The sequence below is a fragment of the Streptomyces sp. NPDC050504 genome (assembly GCF_044458065.1).
Classification (GTDB): domain Bacteria; phylum Actinomycetota; class Actinomycetes; order Streptomycetales; family Streptomycetaceae; genus Streptomyces.
The window spans coordinates 231,224-249,979 of the sequence record NZ_JBITHO010000008.1 but is presented as its reverse complement, the minus strand read 5'-3'; the positions used below and the strand labels follow the sequence as shown (position 1 = coordinate 249,979).

The 18,756-nt window shown below is 70.3% G+C and carries 15 protein-coding genes and 1 tRNA gene; 6 read left to right on the top strand and 10 right to left on the bottom strand.

Annotation, left to right across the window (positions count from 1 at the left end; genetic code table 11):
• Nucleotides 1-95 precede the first annotated feature (95 nt).
• Entirely contained in the window at nucleotides 96-1,529 is a 1,434-nt protein-coding gene (pyk, locus tag ACIBNE_RS29295) for a pyruvate kinase (RefSeq protein WP_399276749.1), read from the top strand.
• A gap of 35 nt (nucleotides 1,530-1,564) precedes the next feature.
• Here pyk and ACIBNE_RS29290 read toward each other — a convergent pair whose 3' ends face one another.
• Nucleotides 1,565-2,341, bottom strand: coding sequence for a helix-turn-helix domain-containing protein (locus ACIBNE_RS29290; RefSeq protein ID WP_399276747.1), 777 nt, complete (start codon nucleotides 2,339-2,341; stop codon nucleotides 1,565-1,567).
• A 106-nt stretch (nucleotides 2,342-2,447) separates the two neighbouring features.
• Nucleotides 2,448-2,522: transfer RNA gene (locus tag ACIBNE_RS29285), tRNA-Leu, on the bottom strand.
• A 100-nt stretch (nucleotides 2,523-2,622) separates the two neighbouring features.
• Here ACIBNE_RS29285 and ACIBNE_RS29280 point away from each other — a divergent pair.
• Nucleotides 2,623-3,288: an ANTAR domain-containing response regulator gene (locus ACIBNE_RS29280; RefSeq protein ID WP_399276745.1), complete on the top strand. Its 666-nt coding sequence runs from the start codon at nucleotides 2,623-2,625 to the stop codon at nucleotides 3,286-3,288.
• Between the two features lie 79 nt (nucleotides 3,289-3,367).
• Here the strand turns inward: ACIBNE_RS29280 and ACIBNE_RS29275 are convergent, their stop codons facing one another.
• The 5 genes from ACIBNE_RS29275 to ACIBNE_RS29255 all read right to left on the bottom strand — a co-directional run bounded on the left by ACIBNE_RS29275 (nucleotide 3,368) and on the right by ACIBNE_RS29255 (nucleotide 9,009).
• Nucleotides 3,368-4,084 carry an ABC transporter ATP-binding protein gene (locus ACIBNE_RS29275; protein ID WP_399276743.1) on the bottom strand — a complete coding sequence of 239 codons (717 nt, stop codon included), beginning with the start codon at nucleotides 4,082-4,084 and terminating at the stop codon, nucleotides 3,368-3,370.
• On the bottom strand, nucleotides 4,081-4,971 hold the full coding sequence (locus ACIBNE_RS29270; RefSeq protein ID WP_399276741.1) for an ABC transporter ATP-binding protein: 891 nt from the start codon (nucleotides 4,969-4,971) through the stop codon (nucleotides 4,081-4,083). Before ACIBNE_RS29270 ends, ACIBNE_RS29275 begins: the two co-directional genes overlap by 4 nt.
• Nucleotides 4,968-6,725: a branched-chain amino acid ABC transporter permease gene (locus tag ACIBNE_RS29265; protein ID WP_399276739.1), complete on the bottom strand. Its 1,758-nt coding sequence runs from the start codon at nucleotides 6,723-6,725 to the stop codon at nucleotides 4,968-4,970. Before ACIBNE_RS29265 ends, ACIBNE_RS29270 begins: the two co-directional genes overlap by 4 nt.
• A 5-nt stretch (nucleotides 6,726-6,730) precedes the next feature.
• Complete coding sequence (locus tag ACIBNE_RS29260) at nucleotides 6,731-7,660, bottom strand: branched-chain amino acid ABC transporter permease (protein ID WP_399276737.1); 930 nt, start codon at nucleotides 7,658-7,660, stop codon at nucleotides 6,731-6,733.
• 119 nt (nucleotides 7,661-7,779) lie between these two features.
• Nucleotides 7,780-9,009, bottom strand: a complete 1,230-nt coding sequence (locus ACIBNE_RS29255; RefSeq protein ID WP_399276735.1) for a branched-chain amino acid ABC transporter substrate-binding protein — start codon at nucleotides 9,007-9,009, stop codon at nucleotides 7,780-7,782.
• 445 nt (nucleotides 9,010-9,454) lie between these two features.
• On the opposite strand from ACIBNE_RS29255, the gene ACIBNE_RS29250 reads away from it, so the two are divergent.
• Nucleotides 9,455-9,646: a hypothetical protein gene (locus tag ACIBNE_RS29250; protein WP_399276733.1), complete on the top strand. Its 192-nt coding sequence runs from the start codon at nucleotides 9,455-9,457 to the stop codon at nucleotides 9,644-9,646.
• A 19-nt stretch (nucleotides 9,647-9,665) separates the two neighbouring features.
• Nucleotides 9,666-9,854, top strand: coding sequence for a hypothetical protein (locus ACIBNE_RS29245; RefSeq protein ID WP_399276731.1), 189 nt, complete (start codon nucleotides 9,666-9,668; stop codon nucleotides 9,852-9,854).
• Here ACIBNE_RS29245 and ACIBNE_RS29240 read toward each other — a convergent pair.
• Nucleotides 9,851-10,525, bottom strand: coding sequence for a hypothetical protein (locus tag ACIBNE_RS29240; protein ID WP_399276729.1), 675 nt, complete (start codon nucleotides 10,523-10,525; stop codon nucleotides 9,851-9,853). The two genes, ACIBNE_RS29245 and ACIBNE_RS29240, sit on opposite strands and share 4 nt — an antisense overlap.
• A 210-nt stretch (nucleotides 10,526-10,735) precedes the next feature.
• Between ACIBNE_RS29240 and ACIBNE_RS29235 the strand changes: the two genes are divergently transcribed.
• Entirely contained in the window at nucleotides 10,736-12,727 is a 1,992-nt protein-coding gene (locus ACIBNE_RS29235; RefSeq protein ID WP_399276727.1) for a Xaa-Pro dipeptidyl-peptidase, read from the top strand.
• Between the two features lie 52 nt (nucleotides 12,728-12,779).
• On the opposite strand, the gene ACIBNE_RS29230 is transcribed toward ACIBNE_RS29235, so the two are convergent.
• The gene (locus tag ACIBNE_RS29230; RefSeq protein WP_399276725.1) at nucleotides 12,780-13,247 is read right to left on the bottom strand and encodes a PaaI family thioesterase; all 468 of its coding nucleotides are present in this window, start codon (nucleotides 13,245-13,247) and stop codon (nucleotides 12,780-12,782) included.
• Between the two features lie 74 nt (nucleotides 13,248-13,321).
• On the bottom strand, nucleotides 13,322-15,601 hold the full coding sequence (locus tag ACIBNE_RS29225) for an FdhF/YdeP family oxidoreductase (RefSeq protein ID WP_399276723.1): 2,280 nt from the start codon (nucleotides 15,599-15,601) through the stop codon (nucleotides 13,322-13,324).
• 137 nt (nucleotides 15,602-15,738) lie between these two features.
• Here ACIBNE_RS29225 and polA point away from each other — a divergent pair, with 137 nt between their 5' ends.
• Nucleotides 15,739-18,450 (top strand): DNA polymerase I, encoded by a 2,712-nt coding sequence (gene polA / locus ACIBNE_RS29220; protein ID WP_399276721.1) that lies wholly within the window; start codon nucleotides 15,739-15,741, stop codon nucleotides 18,448-18,450.
• The last annotated feature ends 306 nt before the right edge of the window (nucleotides 18,451-18,756 follow it).

Below are 18,756 nucleotides of genomic sequence, written 5' to 3'. Positions count from 1 at the left end.
CACTTCAACAGTTGTCAATAACCCTTCACGCAAAGGTTGTTGAGTAGTCATGCCGAGCTGATTTTCTACCCACCGGTAAGCCCTAGGGTCGAACCATGCGCCGAGCGAAAATCGTCTGTACCCTGGGCCCAGCCACCGACTCGTACGACCAGATCAAGCAACTGGTCGAAGCCGGAATGGACGTCGCCCGCTTCAACCTCAGCCACGGCAGCTACGCCGAGCACGAGGCGCGTTACCAGCACGTCCGCCAGGCATCCAGCGAGACGGGTCGCAGCGTCGGCGTCCTCGCCGACCTTCAAGGTCCGAAGATCCGCCTCGGCCGATTCCGCGAAGGACCCGTACTCCTTGAACGCGGCGACGACTTCACCATCACCGTCGAACCCGTGGAAGGCGACCGCCACACCTGCGGCACCACCTACGCCGGTCTGCACACCGACGTCACACCGGGTGAACGCATCCTCGTCGACGACGGCCGCGTCGCCCTCGAAGTCACCTCCGTCGACGGACCCCGCGTCCACACCACCGTCGTCGAAGGAGGCATGGTCTCCGACCACAAGGGCCTCAACCTCCCCGGCGTCGCGGTCTCCGTCCCCGCCCTCTCCGAGAAGGACGTCGACGACCTGCGCTGGGCCCTGCGCACCGGCGCCGACATCATCGCCCTCTCCTTCGTCCGCAGCGGACGCGACATCGAGGACGTCCACCGCATCATGGACGAGGAGGGCCACCGCCTCCCCGTCATCGCCAAGGTCGAGAAGCCCCAGGCCGTCGAGAACATCGACGACATCGTCGCCGCCTTCGACGGCATCATGGTCGCCCGCGGCGACCTCGGCGTCGAAATGCCCCTGGAGCAGGTCCCGATCGTCCAGAAGCGCGCGATCAAGCTCGCCAAGCGCAACGCCAAGCCGGTCATCGTCGCCACGCAGATGCTCGACTCGATGATCGACAACTCCCGGCCCACCCGCGCCGAGGCCAGCGACGTCGCCAACGCCGTCATCGACGGCACCGACGCCGTGATGCTCTCCGGCGAGACGAGCGTGGGCAAGCACCCCGTCGAGACCGTGCGCACCATGGCCCGCATCGTCGAGGCGGCCGAGGAGGACATCCTCGCCAAGGGCCTGCCCCCGCTCACCGAGCGGAACAAGCCCCGCACCCAGGGCGGCGCGGTCGCCCGCGCGGCGGCCGAGATGGGCGACTTCCTCGGCGCGAAGTTCCTCGTCGCGTTCACGCAGTCCGGCGACACCGTCAAGCGCCTCTCGCGCTACCGCTCGCCGATCCCGCTGCTCGCCTTCACCCCCGACCCGGCGACCCGCTCGCAGCTCAACCTCACCTGGGGCGTGGAGACCTTCCTCGGGCCGCACGTGGAGTCCACCGACGCGATGGTGGCCCAGGTCGACGAGCTGCTGCTGAAGTTCGGCCGCTGCGAGCGGGGCGACATCGTGGTCATCACGGCGGGCTCCCCGCCCGGGGTGCCCGGCTCGACGAACCTGGTGCGGGTGCACCACATCGGCGAGGACGACTGCCCCAAGTAGCCCGTACGGGGTGTGACTTCCGGGCCCCGGGCGGTTCAGTGCTTGGGGCCCACGTGGAGGTCCATCAGAGCGACGGACGCGCGCTTGGCGACGGAGACGTTGCACCTGTTGGCGCGCTTCCACTCCACACCCAGTTTGTCGAGGGTGTCGGTGTAGAGCCGCCGGATGTCGTCGGAGACGTTGGTGAAGAAGTACCGGGGGTACTCGTAGCGCTTGCGCACGCCCCCGACGACGCGGGTGGTCCAGTTGACGTTCCGGCAGCCGTCGGAGTGGATGAGGCCGCGGACGAAGTCCCAGGGGTGGGCGTCCACGATCTCCTGCTGCCAGGGTTCGAGGGCGATCGTGCGCTCGTGCTTCTTGCCGGGGCCGTGCTGGGGGAAGAGGCACGGCAGGTGGGTGGAGTACACCTTCACGTTGCGGCAGCCGGTTCGGCGTACTTGGCAGACGCGGTTACCAGGGAAGATGCGACGCATCGATGCGTCTGCTTCGGCTATCAGTCCGGGGTGGGCTTCCGCGCAGGTGATCATCAAGCTGGGCGCTCGGTGTCCTGCGTAGTGGCTCACGTGCCCGTCGCCGAGATAGAGGCCGAGTAGGTAGGCGTAGGCGGCGGTGTCGAGTTCCGCGCCGTCGCAACGAGGACATTGAGGCCGTCGGGCCCCTGGGCATTCGCCGCGCTGTGCCCGATCGGAGTGCTTCCAGTAGCTGATGGTGCCGACAGGGACTCCGAGTTGGCGGGCGACGTCGGAGTTCTTCGTCCCGTCGCGTAGGAGCGTCAGCGCTCTTTGCCGTACTTGTGTGCCATGAAGCTGCATATGGGCAGTCTGCGGTGCTGTGTGCGAGGTCGAGTGCTCAAGTGGATCGATTCACGAGAACGGGATCATCCGCTTCTTGCCCGTGACCTTGGAATCTTAGGAAAAGTACCCCGGGTCGGATTCGAACCGACACTGGATGGGTTTTGAATCCATTGTCTCTAACCAGTTGGACTACCGGGGCTCGCAGAATCTAAGGTTTCCCTGATCCCGCCGCGCGTACACCATACCTCAGCTAGGTACGCTCATGGGAAGCAGTGCCGCCCTGTATCGAGGAGCATCCCGTGACCGCCCCCGAGTCGCCCACGCCCGCCGACGTCGACGCCGACGTCGTCGACTCCGCGCACGTTCCCCCGCTGACGACCCGCGTCGTCATCGCCGAGGACGAGGCCCTCATCCGCCTCGACCTCAAAGAGATGCTCGAAGAAGAGGGCTACACGGTCGTCGGCGAGGCCGGTGACGGGCAGAGGGCCGTCGAGCTCGCCCGGGAGCACCGGCCCGACCTCGTCATCCTCGACGTGAAGATGCCCGTCCTGGACGGGATCTCCGCCGCCGAGCAGATCGCCGCCGAGTCCATCGCCCCCGTGCTGATGCTGACCGCGTTCTCGCAGCGCGACCTCGTCGAGCGGGCCAGGGACGCCGGGGCCATGGCGTACCTGGTGAAGCCGTTCAGCAAGAGCGACGTGGTGCCGGCCATCGAGATGGCCGTCTCGCGGTTCGCGGAGCTGAAGACGCTGGAGCGGGAGGTCGCCGACCTCACGCAGCGGCTGGAGACGCGCAAGCTGGTGGACCGGGCCAAGTCGATCCTGCAGACGCAGTACGGGCTGACCGAGCCCGCCGCGTTCCGCTGGATCCAGAAGACGTCGATGGACCGGCGGCTTTCGATGCAGCAGGTCGCCGAGGCGGTCATCGAGGACGCCGAGGAGAAGAAGGCGGCGAAGGGGCAGTAGCCCGCTGTCCATACGGTACGCGAGAGGGCCCCGCACCTGGCGAAGGTGCGGGGCCCTCTCGCGTGAGCCGTACGGCGTCTCAGTCCTCGCCGAGGTACGTCTTGCGGACGTTCTCGTCGTGGAGCAGGTCCTGGCCCGTGCCGGTGAGCTTGATCTCGCCGACCTCCATGACGTGGCCCTGGTCCGCGAGGGAGAGCGCCGCCTGGGCGTTCTGTTCGATCAGGAGGATCGTCATTCCCTCGCGCTTCAGCTCGACGATGGTCTCCATGATCTTCTGCATCATGATCGGCGAGAGTCCCATGGACGGTTCGTCGAGCATCAGCAGCTTCGGCCGGGACATCAGCGCGCGCCCCATCGCGAGCATCTGCTGCTCGCCGCCGGAGAGGGTGCCCGCCGCCTGCTTCCGGCGCTCGCCCAGGATCGGGAAGAGGTCGTAGGCGCGCTGGACGTCCTTCTCGATGCCCGCGGTGTCCTTCCGGAGGAACGCTCCGAGCTGGAGGTTCTCGTAGATGGACAGGCGGGGGAAGATGTGGCGGCCCTCGGGGGAGTGGGCCAGGCCCAGCGCGACGATCTTGTGCGCGGGGATGCCCGAGAGGGGCTTGCCGTCGAAGGTGATCCGGCCGCCCGTCGGCTTCAGGAGTCCCGAGAGGGTGCGCAGGGTGGTGGTCTTGCCGGCGCCGTTGGTGCCGATCAGGGTGACGACCTGGCCCGCTTCCACCGAGAAGCTGATGCCCTTGACGGCTTCGATCTTGCCGTAGGCGACCCGGAGGTCCTCGACTTCGAGGAGGGCGGTCACTGGGTGTCTCCTGTCTGTGCGTCCTCTGCCTGCGCGTCCTGCGCCTGGGCCTCCTCGGCCGCCTGGACCTCGGCGGCCTCCGCCGCGCCCGGGGCGCCTTCGTAGGGGGTGCCGAGGTAGGCGGCGACGACGCGTTCGTCGCTCTGGACGACGTCGCTGGTGCCTTCGACGAGCTTCTCGCCCTGGACGAGGCAGGCGACGCGGTCGCAGAGGTTGAAGATGAAGCGCATGTCGTGCTCGATGACGAGCACGGCGATGCCCTTGTCGCGGATGGCGAAGACGAGTTCTTCCGTCGCCCGGGTCTCCTGCGGGTTCATTCCCGCGGTCGGCTCGTCGAGGAGCAGCAGGCCGGGCTCGCTCGCCAGGGCGCGGGCGATCTCCAGCTTGCGCTGTTCGCCGTAGGGGAGGTTCCTGGAGAGGTGGTCCGCCTTGTGGGCGAGTCCGATGAACTCCAGGAGTTCCATGGCGCGTTCGCGGCTGGCGGCTTCGGCCTTCTTGAAGCCGGGGCCGCGCAGGAGGGCCGACCAGAGGCCTTCCTTGGTCCTGGTGTGGCGTCCGACGAGGACGTTCTCCAGGACGGTCATGTTGGCGAAGAGCCGGATGTTCTGGAAGGTGCGGGCGATGCCGGCCTGGGTGACCAGGTGGGGCTTGGGCGGCAGGACGGTGCCCTTGTAGGAGACCGTGCCTTCGGTGGGGACGTAGAGGCCGGTGAGGCAGTTGAAGAAAGTGGTCTTGCCTGCGCCGTTGGGGCCGATGAGGCCGACGATCTCACCGCTGTTGACGGTGAGGTCGACGTCGCGCACGGCGGTGAGGCCGCCGAAGCGCATGGTGACGCCCGATGCGTCGAGCACGGTGGAGGTGGTGGTCGCGGTGGTCATCGTGGTCACGCCTCCGCCTTGGTCACGCCGACGCCGCCTTCTGGCAGGCTCTGGTCGGGTACGTCGGCCTGTTCGTCGGTGTCGTGGAACTCCAGTTGGCGGCGCCGGTCGGCGATGACGCCCTCGGGCCGGAAGCGCATCAGCAGGATGAGGGCGACGCCGAAGGCCAGGAGCTCGTACTCCTTGAGGAAGGAGAGCTTCTCCGGGATGAGGTAGAGCAGGGAGGCGCCGAGGATGGGTCCGGCGACGGTGCCCATGCCGCCGATGACGACGGCGGCGAGCAGGAACGCGGAGTTGGGCGGGGCCGCTCCGGCGAACTGGTACGGCGTGGGGACGACGCTGTAGGTGACGTGGGCGAAGACGGTGCCGGCGAGGCCGGCGAGCGCGGCGCCGAGGGCGAAGGCGATGAGCTTCACGCGGAAGCCGTTGATGCCCATGGCGGTGGCGGCGGTCTCGTCCTCGCGGATGGCGACCCAGGAGCGGCCGATGCGGGAGTCGGCGGCGCGGCTGAAGACCAGGACGACGAAGGCGGTGATCAGCAGCATCAGCAGGAAGTAGTTGGAGAACCTGCCGAGGGTGAAGCTGCCGATGTCGTGGGCCTCGCCCATGTTGAACCCGAAGAGTTCGAGGTCGGGGATGTTGGCGATGCCGTTGGGGCCGTTGGTGATGTTGGGGCCCGAGGAGCCGTCGAGGTTGTTGACGGCGATGCGGAAGATCTCTCCGAAGCCGAGGGTGACGATGGCGAGGTAGTCGCCGCGCAGTCGCAGGGTCGGTGCGCCGATGAGGACGCCGAAGACGAGCGAGGCGGCCATGCCGGTCAACGCGGCGGCCCAGAAGGGGAACTGGACGCCGGAGAAGCGGGAGAACTCGGAGCCGGAGACCAGGGCCGCGGCGTAGGCGCCGACGCCGAGGAAGGCGACGTATCCGAGGTCGAGGAGGCCGGTGAGGCCGACGACGATGTTGAGGCCGAGGGCGACGGTGCCGAAGATCAGGATGTTGACGCCGAGGTTGGCCTTGTGGTCGTCGCTCTGGGTGAACGGGAAGACCGCGGCGGCGACGAAGGCCAGCGTGACGGCGAATCCGCGGTGGCGTGCGGTGATCTGGGTGTAGCGCTGGGCGAGGCCCGAGGTGATCAGTGCCCAGGAACCGAAGGCGACCAGCAGGATGAAGCCGACGAAGAGTTCGGCGTACTCGGTGCCGATGCCGTAGGTGAAGGTCTGCAGGACGGCCGCGGTGACCAGGGTGATGACGATCCGCTGGACGGCCGCGGGCTGCGGGGCGGCCTTGGGCAGTCGCGCGGGCTTGGCGAAGTGGTCCTTGGGCGTTTCCGCGGTGCGGGGCAGGGCGAGGGCGCCCAGTACGGGGAGGAGTGCGGCGACGGCCGCGATCCAGCCGCCGGGTTCGAGGTTGGCGAGGCCTTCCAGTTCCCAGGCGATGGCGATGACGGTGTACCAGACGATGGTGAATCCGGCGAGCGCGCTCATCAGGACGGGGTTGGAGGTGCCGCCGGGGTTGAGCCAGCGCAGTCCTCGTACGTCCCAGAGGGTGAGGCCGAAGAGGAGGGTGAGCGCGCCGGATATGAGGGCGAGGACCTGGAGGCCGCCGGGGTAGCCGGTGACGGTGAGGTCGCCGGGGAAGCTGGCGGTCCACGTCCAGGCGAGGAAGGTGGCGGCGATGGTGGCGACGGCGCCGCCCGCGACGAGGAGGCGGGCCGCGGAGGCCGGGAGGGGGAGGTACCCCTGCTGGGTGGTGGTCTTTTCCATGGTTCTCACGCCCTGTCCGCGACGCGTTCGCCGAGTAGCCCTTGTGGCCTGAAGAGCAGGACCAGGATGAGGACGACGAAGGCCCAGACGCCGGACCAGGCGGTGCCGCCGAGCTGCTGCATGCCCGGGATGTCGGCGACGTAGGCGATGGCCATGGCTTCGATGAGGCCGAGGGCGAGGCCGCCGAGCATGGCGCCGTAGATGTTGCCGATGCCGCCGAGGACGGCCGCGGTGAACGCCTTGAGGCCGGTGAGGAAGCCCATGTCGTAGTTGATGCTGTTGGTCTTCAGGCCGAAGGCGACGGCTCCGATGGCGGCGAAGAGGCCGCCGATGGCGAAGGCCACCATGATGATGCGGTTGGTGTCGATGCCCATGAGCTGGGCGGTGTCCGGGTCCTGGGCGGTGGCCTGCATGGCGCGGCCGGTGCGGGACATGCGGACGAACAGGGCGAGCGCGGCCATCGAGATGGGGGCCGCGATCAGGACGAAGAGTTCGTCCGTGGAGATGTCGACGGAGCCGAAGGAGAGGCCGGAGCCGGGCAGGTCGGGGAAGGCGCGCGCGTTGCGGGCGTCGGGGTACCAGTTGAAGACGGCCTGCTGGAGGGCGAGGGAGAGGCCGATGGCGGTGATGAGTGGTGCTAGTCGTGGTGCTCCGCGTAGGGGTCGGTAGGCGAAGCGTTCCGCCCCGACCGCGATGAGGACGGCGACGATGGCGCCGCCGACGAGCATCGCCGGGAGGGCCAGCCACATGGACACGCCGTCTGGCAGGAGCAGGTAGACCGTGAGGGCGCCGAAGCCTCCGGTCATGAAGATCTCGCCGTGGGCGAAGTTGATGAGCTGGACGATGCCGTACACCATCGTGTAGCCGATGGCGATCAGGCCGTACATCGAGCCGAGTATCAGCCCGTTGGCCAGCTGTTGCGGCAGGGTGTTCACCGCATGGCCTCCATGTGGGTGCGGAGTGAGCAAGGGGTAGTAAGCGGGCCGCGCGGTGACGGGTGGTCGTGGCCGCGCGGCCCTGGGTGCTACGGGGTGCTACTGCGGTGCGGTGGTGCTCAGCTCTCCTTGGCGGTGCCGCTCTCCACGGCCTCCCACTTGCCCTTCTTGACCTGGTAGACGGTGAGCTGCTTGTTGGTGGTGTCGCCGTACTCGTCGAAGGCGACGGGGCCGGAGATGCCTTCGAACCGGGACTTCTGGACCTCGTCGACGATCTTGGCGCGGGCGTCGTCGGGGATCTTGCCGTCCTTGACGACCTTGCCGATGGCCTGGATCAGGGCGGTGGCGGCGTCGTAGGAGTAGCCGCCGTAGGTGCCGTAGTCGCCGGGGTACTTCTTGGCCTTGTACTTGGCGATGAAGTCCTTGGCGGCGGGCTGCTGGTCCAGGGGCGCGCCGACGGAGGTGACGAGGTCGCCCTCGGCGGAGGCGCCGGCGGTCTCGATGTAGGTCGGGGTGAACATGCCGTCGCCGCCGAAGAGCGGGATCTTGGCGCCCTTCTCCTTGAGCTGCTTGGTCAGGATCTGCGACTCGTCGTACTGGCCGCCGTAGTAGAGCAGGTCGGCGCCGGAGTTCTTGACCTGGGTGGCGAGCGCGGAGAAGTCCTTCTCGCCGACGTTGACGTGGTCCTCGCCCGCGATGCTGCCGCCGAGCTTGGTGAAGCCCTGCTTGAAGAGCTTGGAGAGGCCGGCGCCGTAGGTCTGCTTGTCGTCGACGACGAAGACCTTCTTCTTCTTGAGCTTGTTGTAGGCGTAGTCCGCCGCGAAGCCGCCCTGGAGGGCGTCGGTGGTCGCGGTGCGGAAGTACGTCTTGAAGCCGCGCTTCTTGTTGCCGGCCGCCCAGTTCTTGCCCTGGGTGAGCTCGGGGGCGGTGTTCGAGGGGGAGATCTGCGCGAGGTTGGCGGTGGCGAAGACCTGCTGCATGGTCTGGGCGACGCCGGAGTTGAGCGGGCCGATGACGCCGAGGACCTTCTTGTCGCCGACGAAGGCGGTGGCGTTCTGCTGGCCGGTGGGCGGCAGGGCCTTGTCGTCCTTGGCCTCGACCTTGAATTTGACGCCGGGGACGAGTTTCTTCTCGTTGGCGTCGTCGACGGCGATCTGCACGCCGTACTGGATGCCGAGGCCGGTGGCGGAGTTCTGGCCGGTCAGGGGGGCGTCCACGCCGATGACGACGGTTACTTCGCCCCCGTCGGCCTTGTCCTTCTTGTCGTCGTCGCGCGAGCCGCAGGCGGTGAGCGTGAGTGCTCCGGTGGTGAGCACGCTGGTGAGTATGAGCAAGGAACGGTTTCGCACGATCAATCCTCTCCCTGGCGCGGCGCCCTCGCCATGAGGGGCCGTGTGTCTCGCCGGGCCGTACTTGGTTGGTACAGAGCCGTGCTGTGTGACGCGCCCGGCGGCGCGGTGACTGGCCGTGACTCTAAGGGCAGGTTGCGAGGGCGGGGAGCGGTGCAGACAGGCTGTGACTGTCTTGTTATGACGAGGGGGAGGTCTGGTGGGAGCAGTGTGGACAGATGGGGATTTTGAGCCCTCCGTTCCGCTGACCACATGCTGAGAACTCGCAGTTCCGCTAAGGAGCTTGAGCTGATCATGGTGCTGTCACGAGTGGATCTTGAGGTGGGGCGGCGGGCGACTCGGGAGGTGATTCGGAGGGGCCCGGGTGTCCGCTGAGCGAACTTCGTGGTTGCTGCACGTATATTACTGTGCGTAATGGTCGCGGCGGTACGTCCACCTGTGGATCATGCGTCGCGCCGCCCTGCGCGGCGCACTCCGCGGCCGCCTGACGGTCTATCAACTTCGCCGCCGCGAAAGCCCCGTGGCGCTCGCGTTCGACGCGGGCCGCGGCGACGATCCGTTCGTGGACGAGGTGCTGTGCCTCGGTGAGCCCCTTCTGCTCCCAGTCGAGGCCGGACCAGCGTTCGCCGTTGAGTGACTTGCGGGCCCAGTAGGCGATGCGCTCGACGCAGTCCGCGACGAGCGGCGAGACGCTGGTGGAGGCCGTGGCGCCGGGCGCCGCCGAAGGGCCGGACTCCGCGGGCGAGCCCCGGGTGCAGCCCGCCGCCGCGGCGGCGGCGAGCAGCACGCAGGCGGCACTCCCGGTCCAGGTGCGGTGCGCCGAAGGGGCCATGCAGGCACGTTAGGGGCTCGCGGGTGGGCTTTCAACGGTCGGTCCGCCGCAGGCCGCGCGCAGCAGACGGGCGAGGTCGCGCGGGTACGCCCCGCCGAAGAGGAAGCTGTGCTGCTGTCTGATGCGGCTGTTGCGCAGGGTCATCTCCAGGTGCGGATAGTCGATCTCCCGGGGCATTTCGGTGCATTGGTCTACGGAGGTCCGTACGACGATGCGCAGACTCCGGCCGGGGGAGACCCGCAACGGCGGTGCGGGCGTCGTGACGGCGGACAGGCCGGGCAGGCCGTGGCGCAGCGCTTCGACGGTCACCGGCTCTCCGTACCGCACGGCGACGGTGAAGCGGAAGTCGGCGGACTGGTTTGCGGGGGACGGCGGCCGGGCGGGCCCGGGGCCCTCGTAGTCGAGTGCGGTCGACTGGGCGGGCCAGGGCGACAGCGGCCGGGGCGGCGGCGCGGGCGGCCGCTCGCCGGAGCCGGAGGGCGAGGGGCGCAGGAGTACGAGGAGGGCGGCGGCCGCGGCGACGGCGGCCACGGCCTTGGCGAGCAGCCTGCGGCGCGGCGGCAGTTCGCGCCAGCGGTCCGAGACCCGGGGCGGATCCGGGCCGATGACGTCGACGGGCCCGGGTGCGCGGACGCGGAAGTCGCGGCCGGGGGGCTCGGGTTCGACGGGGCCGATGGTGCTCATCGCGGCGGCCTCATGTCCGCACGGTAGGGCGGGCCGACGGGGGCGGCAACGGGCGGGGGAGCGGCGGAGCCGACCGGAGCCGACCGGAGTCGACCCGAGTCGCTCCGGTCGCCCTCTGGTGCGGGAGGGGTGCGGGGGGATGGAATGTGTGCGCGCTCCACGCGTGATCGTCCCCCGGTTCTTGATTCACGGTTCTTGGAGGCAGGCACGATGGCGAGACCCACCGGCACACCCACGCCGGGCACGTCGGAGACATCCCGTACGGCAGGCGCGTCCTGTGCCGCGCCGACCGCGCGCGCGGCGCGCCGGGCAGGGGCGCGGGCCGCGCGCAGGTTCGGGCTCGCGGCCCTCGCCGTGTCCCTGGCCGCGGTGCTCCCCGCACCCGCGGCGGGGGCCGACGAGCGGCCCGCACTGAAGATCGTCGGCAACGAGACCCAGCCGGTCTTCTCCCGCGCCGACGCCGTCTACCAGCAGGTGGACATCGAGACCGAGGCGGACAGCGACCGCGACGGCAGGCGGGACACCGTGCGCATGCGGATCCTGCGCCCCAAGGAGACCGACGCGGGGCTGAAGGTCGCCACCATCATCGAGGCGAGCCCCTACTGGGGCGGCGGCAACGACGTCCCCTTCCACGAGGTCGACGTCGACGAGGACGGGCTGCCCCTGGCCGGGCGGCTCGGGCTCGGCAGGCAGACCAGGCTCCCCGGGCTGATCGGTCCCTCCGTGCCGTACTCCGGCTACTACGACAACTACTACCTGCCGCGCGGCTACGCGGTGGCCCAGCTCGACAGCGTCGGCACGGGCGGCTCGACGGGCTGCCCCACGTCGGGCGACCGCAGCGAGACCCTGGGCGCCAAGGCGGCCGTGGACTGGCTGAACGGCCGGGCCAAGGGCTGGGACCTGGCCGGGAAGCCGATCGGCGCGGCCTGGTCGACCGGGAACGCGGCCATGATGGGCATCTCCTACAACGGGACGCTGCCGATCGCCGCCGCGACGACCGGCGTCAAGGGCCTCAAGGCGATCGTCCCGATCTCCGGCATCTCCTCCTGGTACGACTACTACCGCGCGAACGGCGGGGTCGTGGCGCCCGGCGGCTACCAGGGCGAGGACGCCGACGTCCTCGCCAAGGCCGTCTACAGCCGCACCGACCGGGAGGTCTGCAAGCCGGTGCTGGACGCGCTGACGGCCGAACAGGACCGCAGGACCGGTGACTTCACGCCGTTCTGGAAGGAACGCGACTACCTGAAGGACGTCGGGAAGATCAAGGCGGGCGTCTTCGTCGTCCACGGCCTCAACGACTGGAACGTGAAGACGCGGCACACCGGGCAGCTGTGGGAGGCGCTCGGCAAGAACCGGGTGCCGCGCAAGATGTGGCTGCACCAGGCCGGACACAGCAACCCCATGCCGCTGCGCATGGAGGAGTGGCTGCGCCAGACCCACCAGTGGTTCGACTACTGGCTCTACGGGCTGAAGAACGGCGCCCTGGACGAGCCCAAGGTCGACGTGGAGCAGTCCGACTTCAGCTGGAAGCGCCAGTCCGACTGGCCCGCCAAGGGCACCCGCGACCTGACGCTGCGGCTGAACGGGGGCGGCCTCTCGCCGCTGCCCGGTCTTCCCGGCAGGCGCACCCTGACCGACGCGGGGCGCACCCTGACCGCGGAGCAGCTGGTCGCGGCGCCCGACGCGGCGAACCCGAACCGGCTGGCGTACACGACGGGGGCGCTCCCCGGCGACGTGCGGGTCAACGGCGCGCCCGAGGTGTCGGTGCGGGCCTCGCTCAAGGGCACCTCGCCCTACGTGACGGCGCTGCTCGTGGACTACGGCACGGACACCCGCTCGACGGCCGGGCTCTACCAGGACACCTCGCAGCAGATCTGCTACGGGCAGGGCATCCCCGGTGACACCGGCTGCACGTACCGCACCAGGCACCGCACCGAGACGGCGGACTTCAAGATCGTGTCGCGCGGCTGGCTGGACGCCAGGAACAGGGTGACGCCGGAGCGCCAGACCAAGCTGGTGGAGGGGCGCGAGTACCGGCTGCGGTGGGGGATGCAGCCGCAGGACTACGTCTTCAAGAAGGGCCACCGGCTGGGCGTGGTCCTGATCTCCACCGACCACGACTACACGCTGCGCCACCCGGCGGGCACGGAGCTGTCCGTCAGGTCGGGCGTCAGCTCGGTGACGCTGCCGGTCGCCCGGTAGTCCGACCGGAGGGGAGGGGCCCGCCGGTCGGTGGGCCCCTCCTTCCCGTGCGTCAGGCCGTCTCGGCGGGGACGTCGCGCAGCAGGCAGGTCAGCCGGGCGGTGCAGACCCGCTTGTCCTGCTCGTCGGTGATGACGATCTCGTACGTCGCGGTGGAACGGCCCCGGTGGACGGGGGTGGCGACCCCGGTGACCAGGCCGCTGCGGGCGCCGCGGTGGTGCGTGCAGTTGAGGTCGACGCCGACGGCGATCTTCTTGATGCCGCCGTGCAGCATGGAGCCGACCGAGCCCAGCGTCTCGGCGAGCACCGCGGACGCCCCGCCGTGCAGGAGCCCGTACGGCTGGGTGTTGCCCTCGACCGGCATGGTGCCGACGACGCGCTCGGCCGACGCCTCGACGATCCGCACGCCCATGCGCTCGCCGAGGTGCCCGGCGGAGAAGAGCGCGGGCAGGTCGATGCCCTGGGAGGCGTACTCCTCGATGACCTCCGGCGGGAACTTCACTGTGGACTGCTCACCCATGGCCCGGCTCCGTTCGCGGTGTTCCGTCGTGTCGTGCCGGTTCCTCCGGCACGCACACGCGTCTAAGCGAACGCTTAGACGGTGGGTGATTGTTCCAGACGCACGATCACGGACTTGCTGGCGGGGGTGTTGCTGACGTCCGCCGTGGAGTCCAGCGGCACCAGCACGTTCGTCTCCGGGTAGTACGCCGCAGCGCAGCCGCGCGCGGTCGGGTAGTGCACCACGCGGAAGCCGGGGGCCCGCCGCTCCACCCCGTCCCGCCACTCGCCGACGAGGTCGGCGTACGAACCGTCGGCCAGGCCCAGCTCGCGGGCGTCGTCGGGGTTGACCATGACGACGCGGCGGCCGCCCTTGATGCCCCGGTAGCGGTCGTCCAGGCCGTAGACGGTGGTGTTGTACTGGTCGTGGGAGCGCAGCGTCTGCAGGAGCAGCCGCCCCTCGGGCACCTTCGGGTACTCCACGGGGGCCGCGGTGAAGTTGGCCCGGCCCGTGGCGGTGGGGAAGCGGCGCTCGTCGCGCGGGGCGTGCGGCAGGGTGAAGCCGCCGGGCCGGGCCACGCGCGCGTTGAAGTCCTCGAAGCCGGGGACGACGCGCGAGATGCGGTCGCGGATGGTCGCGTAGTCCCGCTCGAACTCCTCCCATTCCGTACGGGACTTCTCGCCGAGCACCGCGCGGGCGAGCCGGGCGACGATCGCGGGCTCGGAGAGCAGCCGGTCGCCCGCGGGCGCCAGGTTGCCGCGCGAGGAGTGGACCATGCCCATGGAGTCCTCGACGGTGACGAACTGCCTGCCCGACGCCTGCACGTCCTTGTCGGTGCGGCCGAGGGTGGGCAGGATCAGCGCGCGCCTGCCCGTGACGGCGTGCGAGCGGTTGAGCTTGGTCGAGACGTGGACGGTCAGGCGGGCGCGGCGCATCGCGGCCTCGGTCACGTCCGTGTCGGGCGTCGCGCCGACGAAGTTGCCGCCCATGGCGAAGAAGACCTTCGCCCTGCCGTCGCGCAGCGCCTCGATGGAACGCACCACGTCCAGGCCGTGGTGGCGCGGCGGGGCGAAGCCGAACTCCTTCTCCAGGGCGTCCAGGAAGGCGGGCGCGGGCCGCTCGAAGATGCCCATCGTGCGGTCGCCCTGCACGTTGGAGTGGCCGCGCACGGGGCAGACGCCCGCGCCGGGACGGCCGATGTTGCCGCGCAGCAGCAGGAAGTTGACGACCTCGCGGATCGTGGGCACGGAGTGCTTGTGCTGGGTGAGGCCCATCGCCCAGCAGACGATGGTGCGCTTCGACGCCAGGACCAGGCCGAGGGTCTGCTCGATCTCGGCGCGGGTCAGGCCCGTGGCGGCCAGCGTCTCGTCCCAGTCGGCGGCGCGGGCGGCGGCCGCGAACTCCTCGAAGCTGTGCGTGTGCTCCCGTACGAAGTCCTCGTCGACCGCGCCCGCGGTCTCCAGCACCAGCTTGTTGAGGAGGCGGAAGAGCGCCTGGTCGCCGCCGATGCGGATCTGGAGGTGGAGGTCGGTGAGCGCGGTGCCCCTGAGGACGCCGATCGGCTTCTGGGGGTTCATGAACCGCTCCAGGCCCGCCTCGGGCAGCGGGTTCACCGAAACGATCTTCGCGCCCGCCTCCTTGGCCTTCTCCAGCGCGGAGAGCATGCGCGGGTGGTTCGTCCCCGGGTTCTGCCCCGCGACCACGATCAGGTCGGCCCGGTGCAGGTCCTCCAGGTGGACGCTGCCCTTGCCGATGCCGATCGTCTCGGTCAGCGCCGAACCCGACGACTCGTGGCACATGTTGGAGCAGTCGGGGAGGTTGTTCGTGCCGAACTCGCGGGCGAACAGCTGGAGCAGGAACGCCGCCTCGTTGCTGGTGCGGCCCGAGGTGTAGAACAGCGCCTCGTCGGGGGAGGCCAGGGCGGTCAGCTCCTCCGCGATGATCGAGAAGGCCCGCTCCCAGCTCACCTCCTCGTACGCCTCCGCGCCCTCCGCCAGGTACACGGGGCGGGTGATCCGGCCCTGCTGGCCCAGCCAGTAGCCGCTGCGGGTCGCCAGGTCGGCCACGGGGTGCGCGGCGAAGAAGTCGGGGGTGACCCGGCGCAGGGTCGCCTCCTCGGCGACGGCCTTCGCGCCGTTCTCGCAGAACTCCGCCACGTGCCGCTTCTCGCCCTCGGGCCAGGCGCAGCCGGGGCAGTCGAAGCCGTTCTTCTGGTTCACCCTGAGCAGCGTGCGCGCCGTGCGGGCCAGCCCCATCTGCTCCTGGGAGACGCGCAGCGTGTGCACCACGGCCGGGAGGCCGGCCGCGGCGTGCTGCGGCGGCGTGACCTGTGGCGCGTCCTGGACCGGGTCACCTGCGGGCGGCTTGCTGGCCATCGTGCTCCCCTTCGAGCCTGAGGCGGGTGCGAGTGTGCGATCGCGTGTGCATCCGATCCTGTCACGCGTCACTGACACGGGGTCCCGGGAGGTCTTGCCGGTCGGGATTGTCAGTGGTCCGTGGCAGGATCGGGGACGTGGCTGAGAAAGCGTCGAAGAAGACCGTAGACAACCGACCGCGCCTGCTCCTGATGGACGGGCACTCCCTGGCGTACCGGGCGTTCTTCGCGCTGCCCGCGGAGAACTTCACGACCGCGACCGGCCAGCCGACCAATGCCGTCTACGGCTTCGCGTCGATGCTGGCGAACACCCTGCGCGACGAGGCGCCCACGCACTTCGCGGTGGCGTTCGACGTGTCGCGCAAGACGTGGCGCGCCGAGGAGTTCCCGGAGTACAAGGCGAACCGCTCCAAGACCCCCGACGAGTTCAAGGGGCAGGTCGAGCTGATCGGCGAGCTGCTGGACGCGATGCACGCCGACCGCTTCGCCGTCGAGCGGTACGAGGCGGACGACATCATCGCCACGCTCGCCACGCAGGCGGAGGCGGCCGGGTTCGAGGTGCTGATCGTCACCGGCGACCGCGACTCCTTCCAGCTGATCACCGAGAACATCACCGTGCTGTACCCGACCAAGGGCGTCTCGGAGCTGACCCGCTTCACGCCGGAGAAGGTCGAGGAGAAGTACGGACTGACCCCGCAGCAGTACCCGGACTTCGCCGCGCTGCGCGGCGACCCGTCCGACAACCTCCCCGGCATCCCCGGCGTCGGCGAGAAGACCGCCGCGAAGTGGATCAACCAGTTCGGCTCGTTCGCCGAGCTGGTGGAGCGCGCCGACGAGGTCAAGGGCAAGGCCGGGCAGAACTTCCGGGACCACCTGGACGCCGTCAAGCTCAACCGCACGCTCACCGAGATGGTGCGCGACGTCGAGCTGCCCAAGGGCCCCGCCGAGCTGGAGCGCGCCCCCTACGACCGGGCGGCCGTCACCGGCGTGCTGGACGTGCTGGAGATCCGCAACCCCTCGCTGCGCGAGCGCCTCCTCGCCGTCGACCCCGGCGGCAGTGCCGAGGAGGCCGCGGCGCCCGAGGCGGGCGTGGAGGTCGACGGGACGGTCATCGGCGCCGACGAGCTGGCGCCGTGGCTCTCCGAGCACGGCGGGCAGCCGCTCGGCGTGGTCACAGGCGACACCTGGGCGCTGGGCGCGGGCAGCGTCACCGAGGTCGCCCTCGCGGCGGCGGACGGCGCCGCGGCCTGGTTCGACCCGGCCGAGCTGACCGAGGGGGACGACAAGGCGTTCGCCGCCTGGATCGCGGACCCCGAGCGGCCCAAGGTGATGCACAACGCCAAGGGCGCCATGCGGGTCTTCCCCGAGCAGGGCTGGAGCGTCGCGGGCGTCACGATGGACACCGCGCTCGCCGCGTACCTGGTGAAGCCCGGCCGCCGCTCCTTCGCGCTGGACGCGCTCTCGGTCGAGTACCTGGGCCGTGAGCTGGCCCCGGCCGCCGCGGCCGACGGGCAGCTCGCCTTCGGCTCCGACGACCAGGCCGAGGCCGACGCGCTGATGACGCAGGCGCGCGCGGTGCTCGACCTCGGGGACGCCTTCCACGAGCGGCTCCAGGAGGTCGGCGCGGCGCAGCTGCTGCACGACGTGGAGCTCCCGACGTCCGAGCTGCTGGCCCGGCTGGAGCGGCACGGCATCGCGGCCGACCGGGGGCACCTGGAGTCCATGGAGCAGCAGTTCGCTGCCGCCGTGCAGCAGGCGGTGAAGGAGGCGCACGCGGCGGCGGGCCACGAGTTCAACCTCGGCTCGCCCAAGCAGCTCCAGGAAGTGCTGTTCGGCGAGCTGAACCTGCCCAAGACCAAGAAGACCAAGACCGGCTACACCACGGACGCGGACGCGCTGGCCTGGCTGGCGTCCCAGACCGAGAACGAACTGCCGGTCGTCATGCTCCGCCACCGCGAGCAGGCGAAGCTGCGCGTCACGGTCGAGGGCCTGATCAAGACCGTCGCGACGGACGGCCGCATCCACACGACCTTCAACCAGACGGTCGCCGCGACCGGCCGCCTCTCCTCCACGGACCCCAACCTCCAGAACATCCCGGTCCGCACCGACGAGGGCCGGGCCATCCGGCGCGGCTTCGTGGTCGGCGAGGGCTTCGAGTCGCTGATGACCGCGGACTACAGCCAGATCGAGCTGCGCGTGATGGCGCACCTCTCCGAGGACGCGGGCCTCATCGAGGCGTTCACCTCGGGCGAGGACCTGCACACCACGGTCGCCTCGCAGGTCTTCGCCGTCGACAAGTCGGCCGTCGACGCGGAGATGCGGCGCAAGATCAAGGCGATGTCGTACGGCCTGGCGTACGGGCTCTCCGCCTTCGGCCTCTCGCAGCAGCTGAACATCGAGGCGGCGGAGGCGCGCGGCCTGATGGACACCTACTTCGAGCGGTTCGGCGGCGTACGGGACTACCTGCGCCGGGTCGTCGACGAGGCGCGGGCGACGGGGTACACGGAGACGGTGCTCGGCCGCCGCCGCTACCTCCCCGACCTGAACAGCGACAACCGCCAGCGGCGCGAGATGGCGGAGCGGATGGCGCTCAACGCGCCGATCCAGGGCACGGCGGCGGACATCGTGAAGGTCGCGATGCTCAACGTCGACCGGGCGCTGCGGGAGGCGGAGCTGGGCTCCCGGATGCTGCTCCAGGTCCACGACGAAATCGTTCTGGAGATCGCTCCGGGGGAGCGGGAGCGGGTGGAGGAGCTGGTGCGCCGCGAGATGTCGGGGGCGGTGGAGCTCCGGGCGCCGCTCGACGTGTCCGTCGGGGTCGGCGCGGACTGGGAGTCCGCGGCGCACTAGCCCCCTGCCGGGGGCGGTCCTGCCCACGCGGGGCAGGTGCGTGCGGCGCGTGCCCCGCCCCCGCGCGGTTCCCCGCGCCCCTTTCGGGGCGCGGGGCCGTGTCGACGTGCGGCGCCGCCGTGTCGACGTGGGGCTCAGCCGCGTGGGCGCGGGCGGGCCGCCCCCCCCGGGGCGGGGGGGGGCCCCCCCCGCCCCGGGGGGCCCCCCCCCCCGCCCCCGCCCCGCCCCCCGGCCCCCCCGCCCCCCCCCCCCCTGGGGCCGCCCCCCCCACCCCCACGGCCGCCCCGCCCCCCCCCAGGGCGCCGG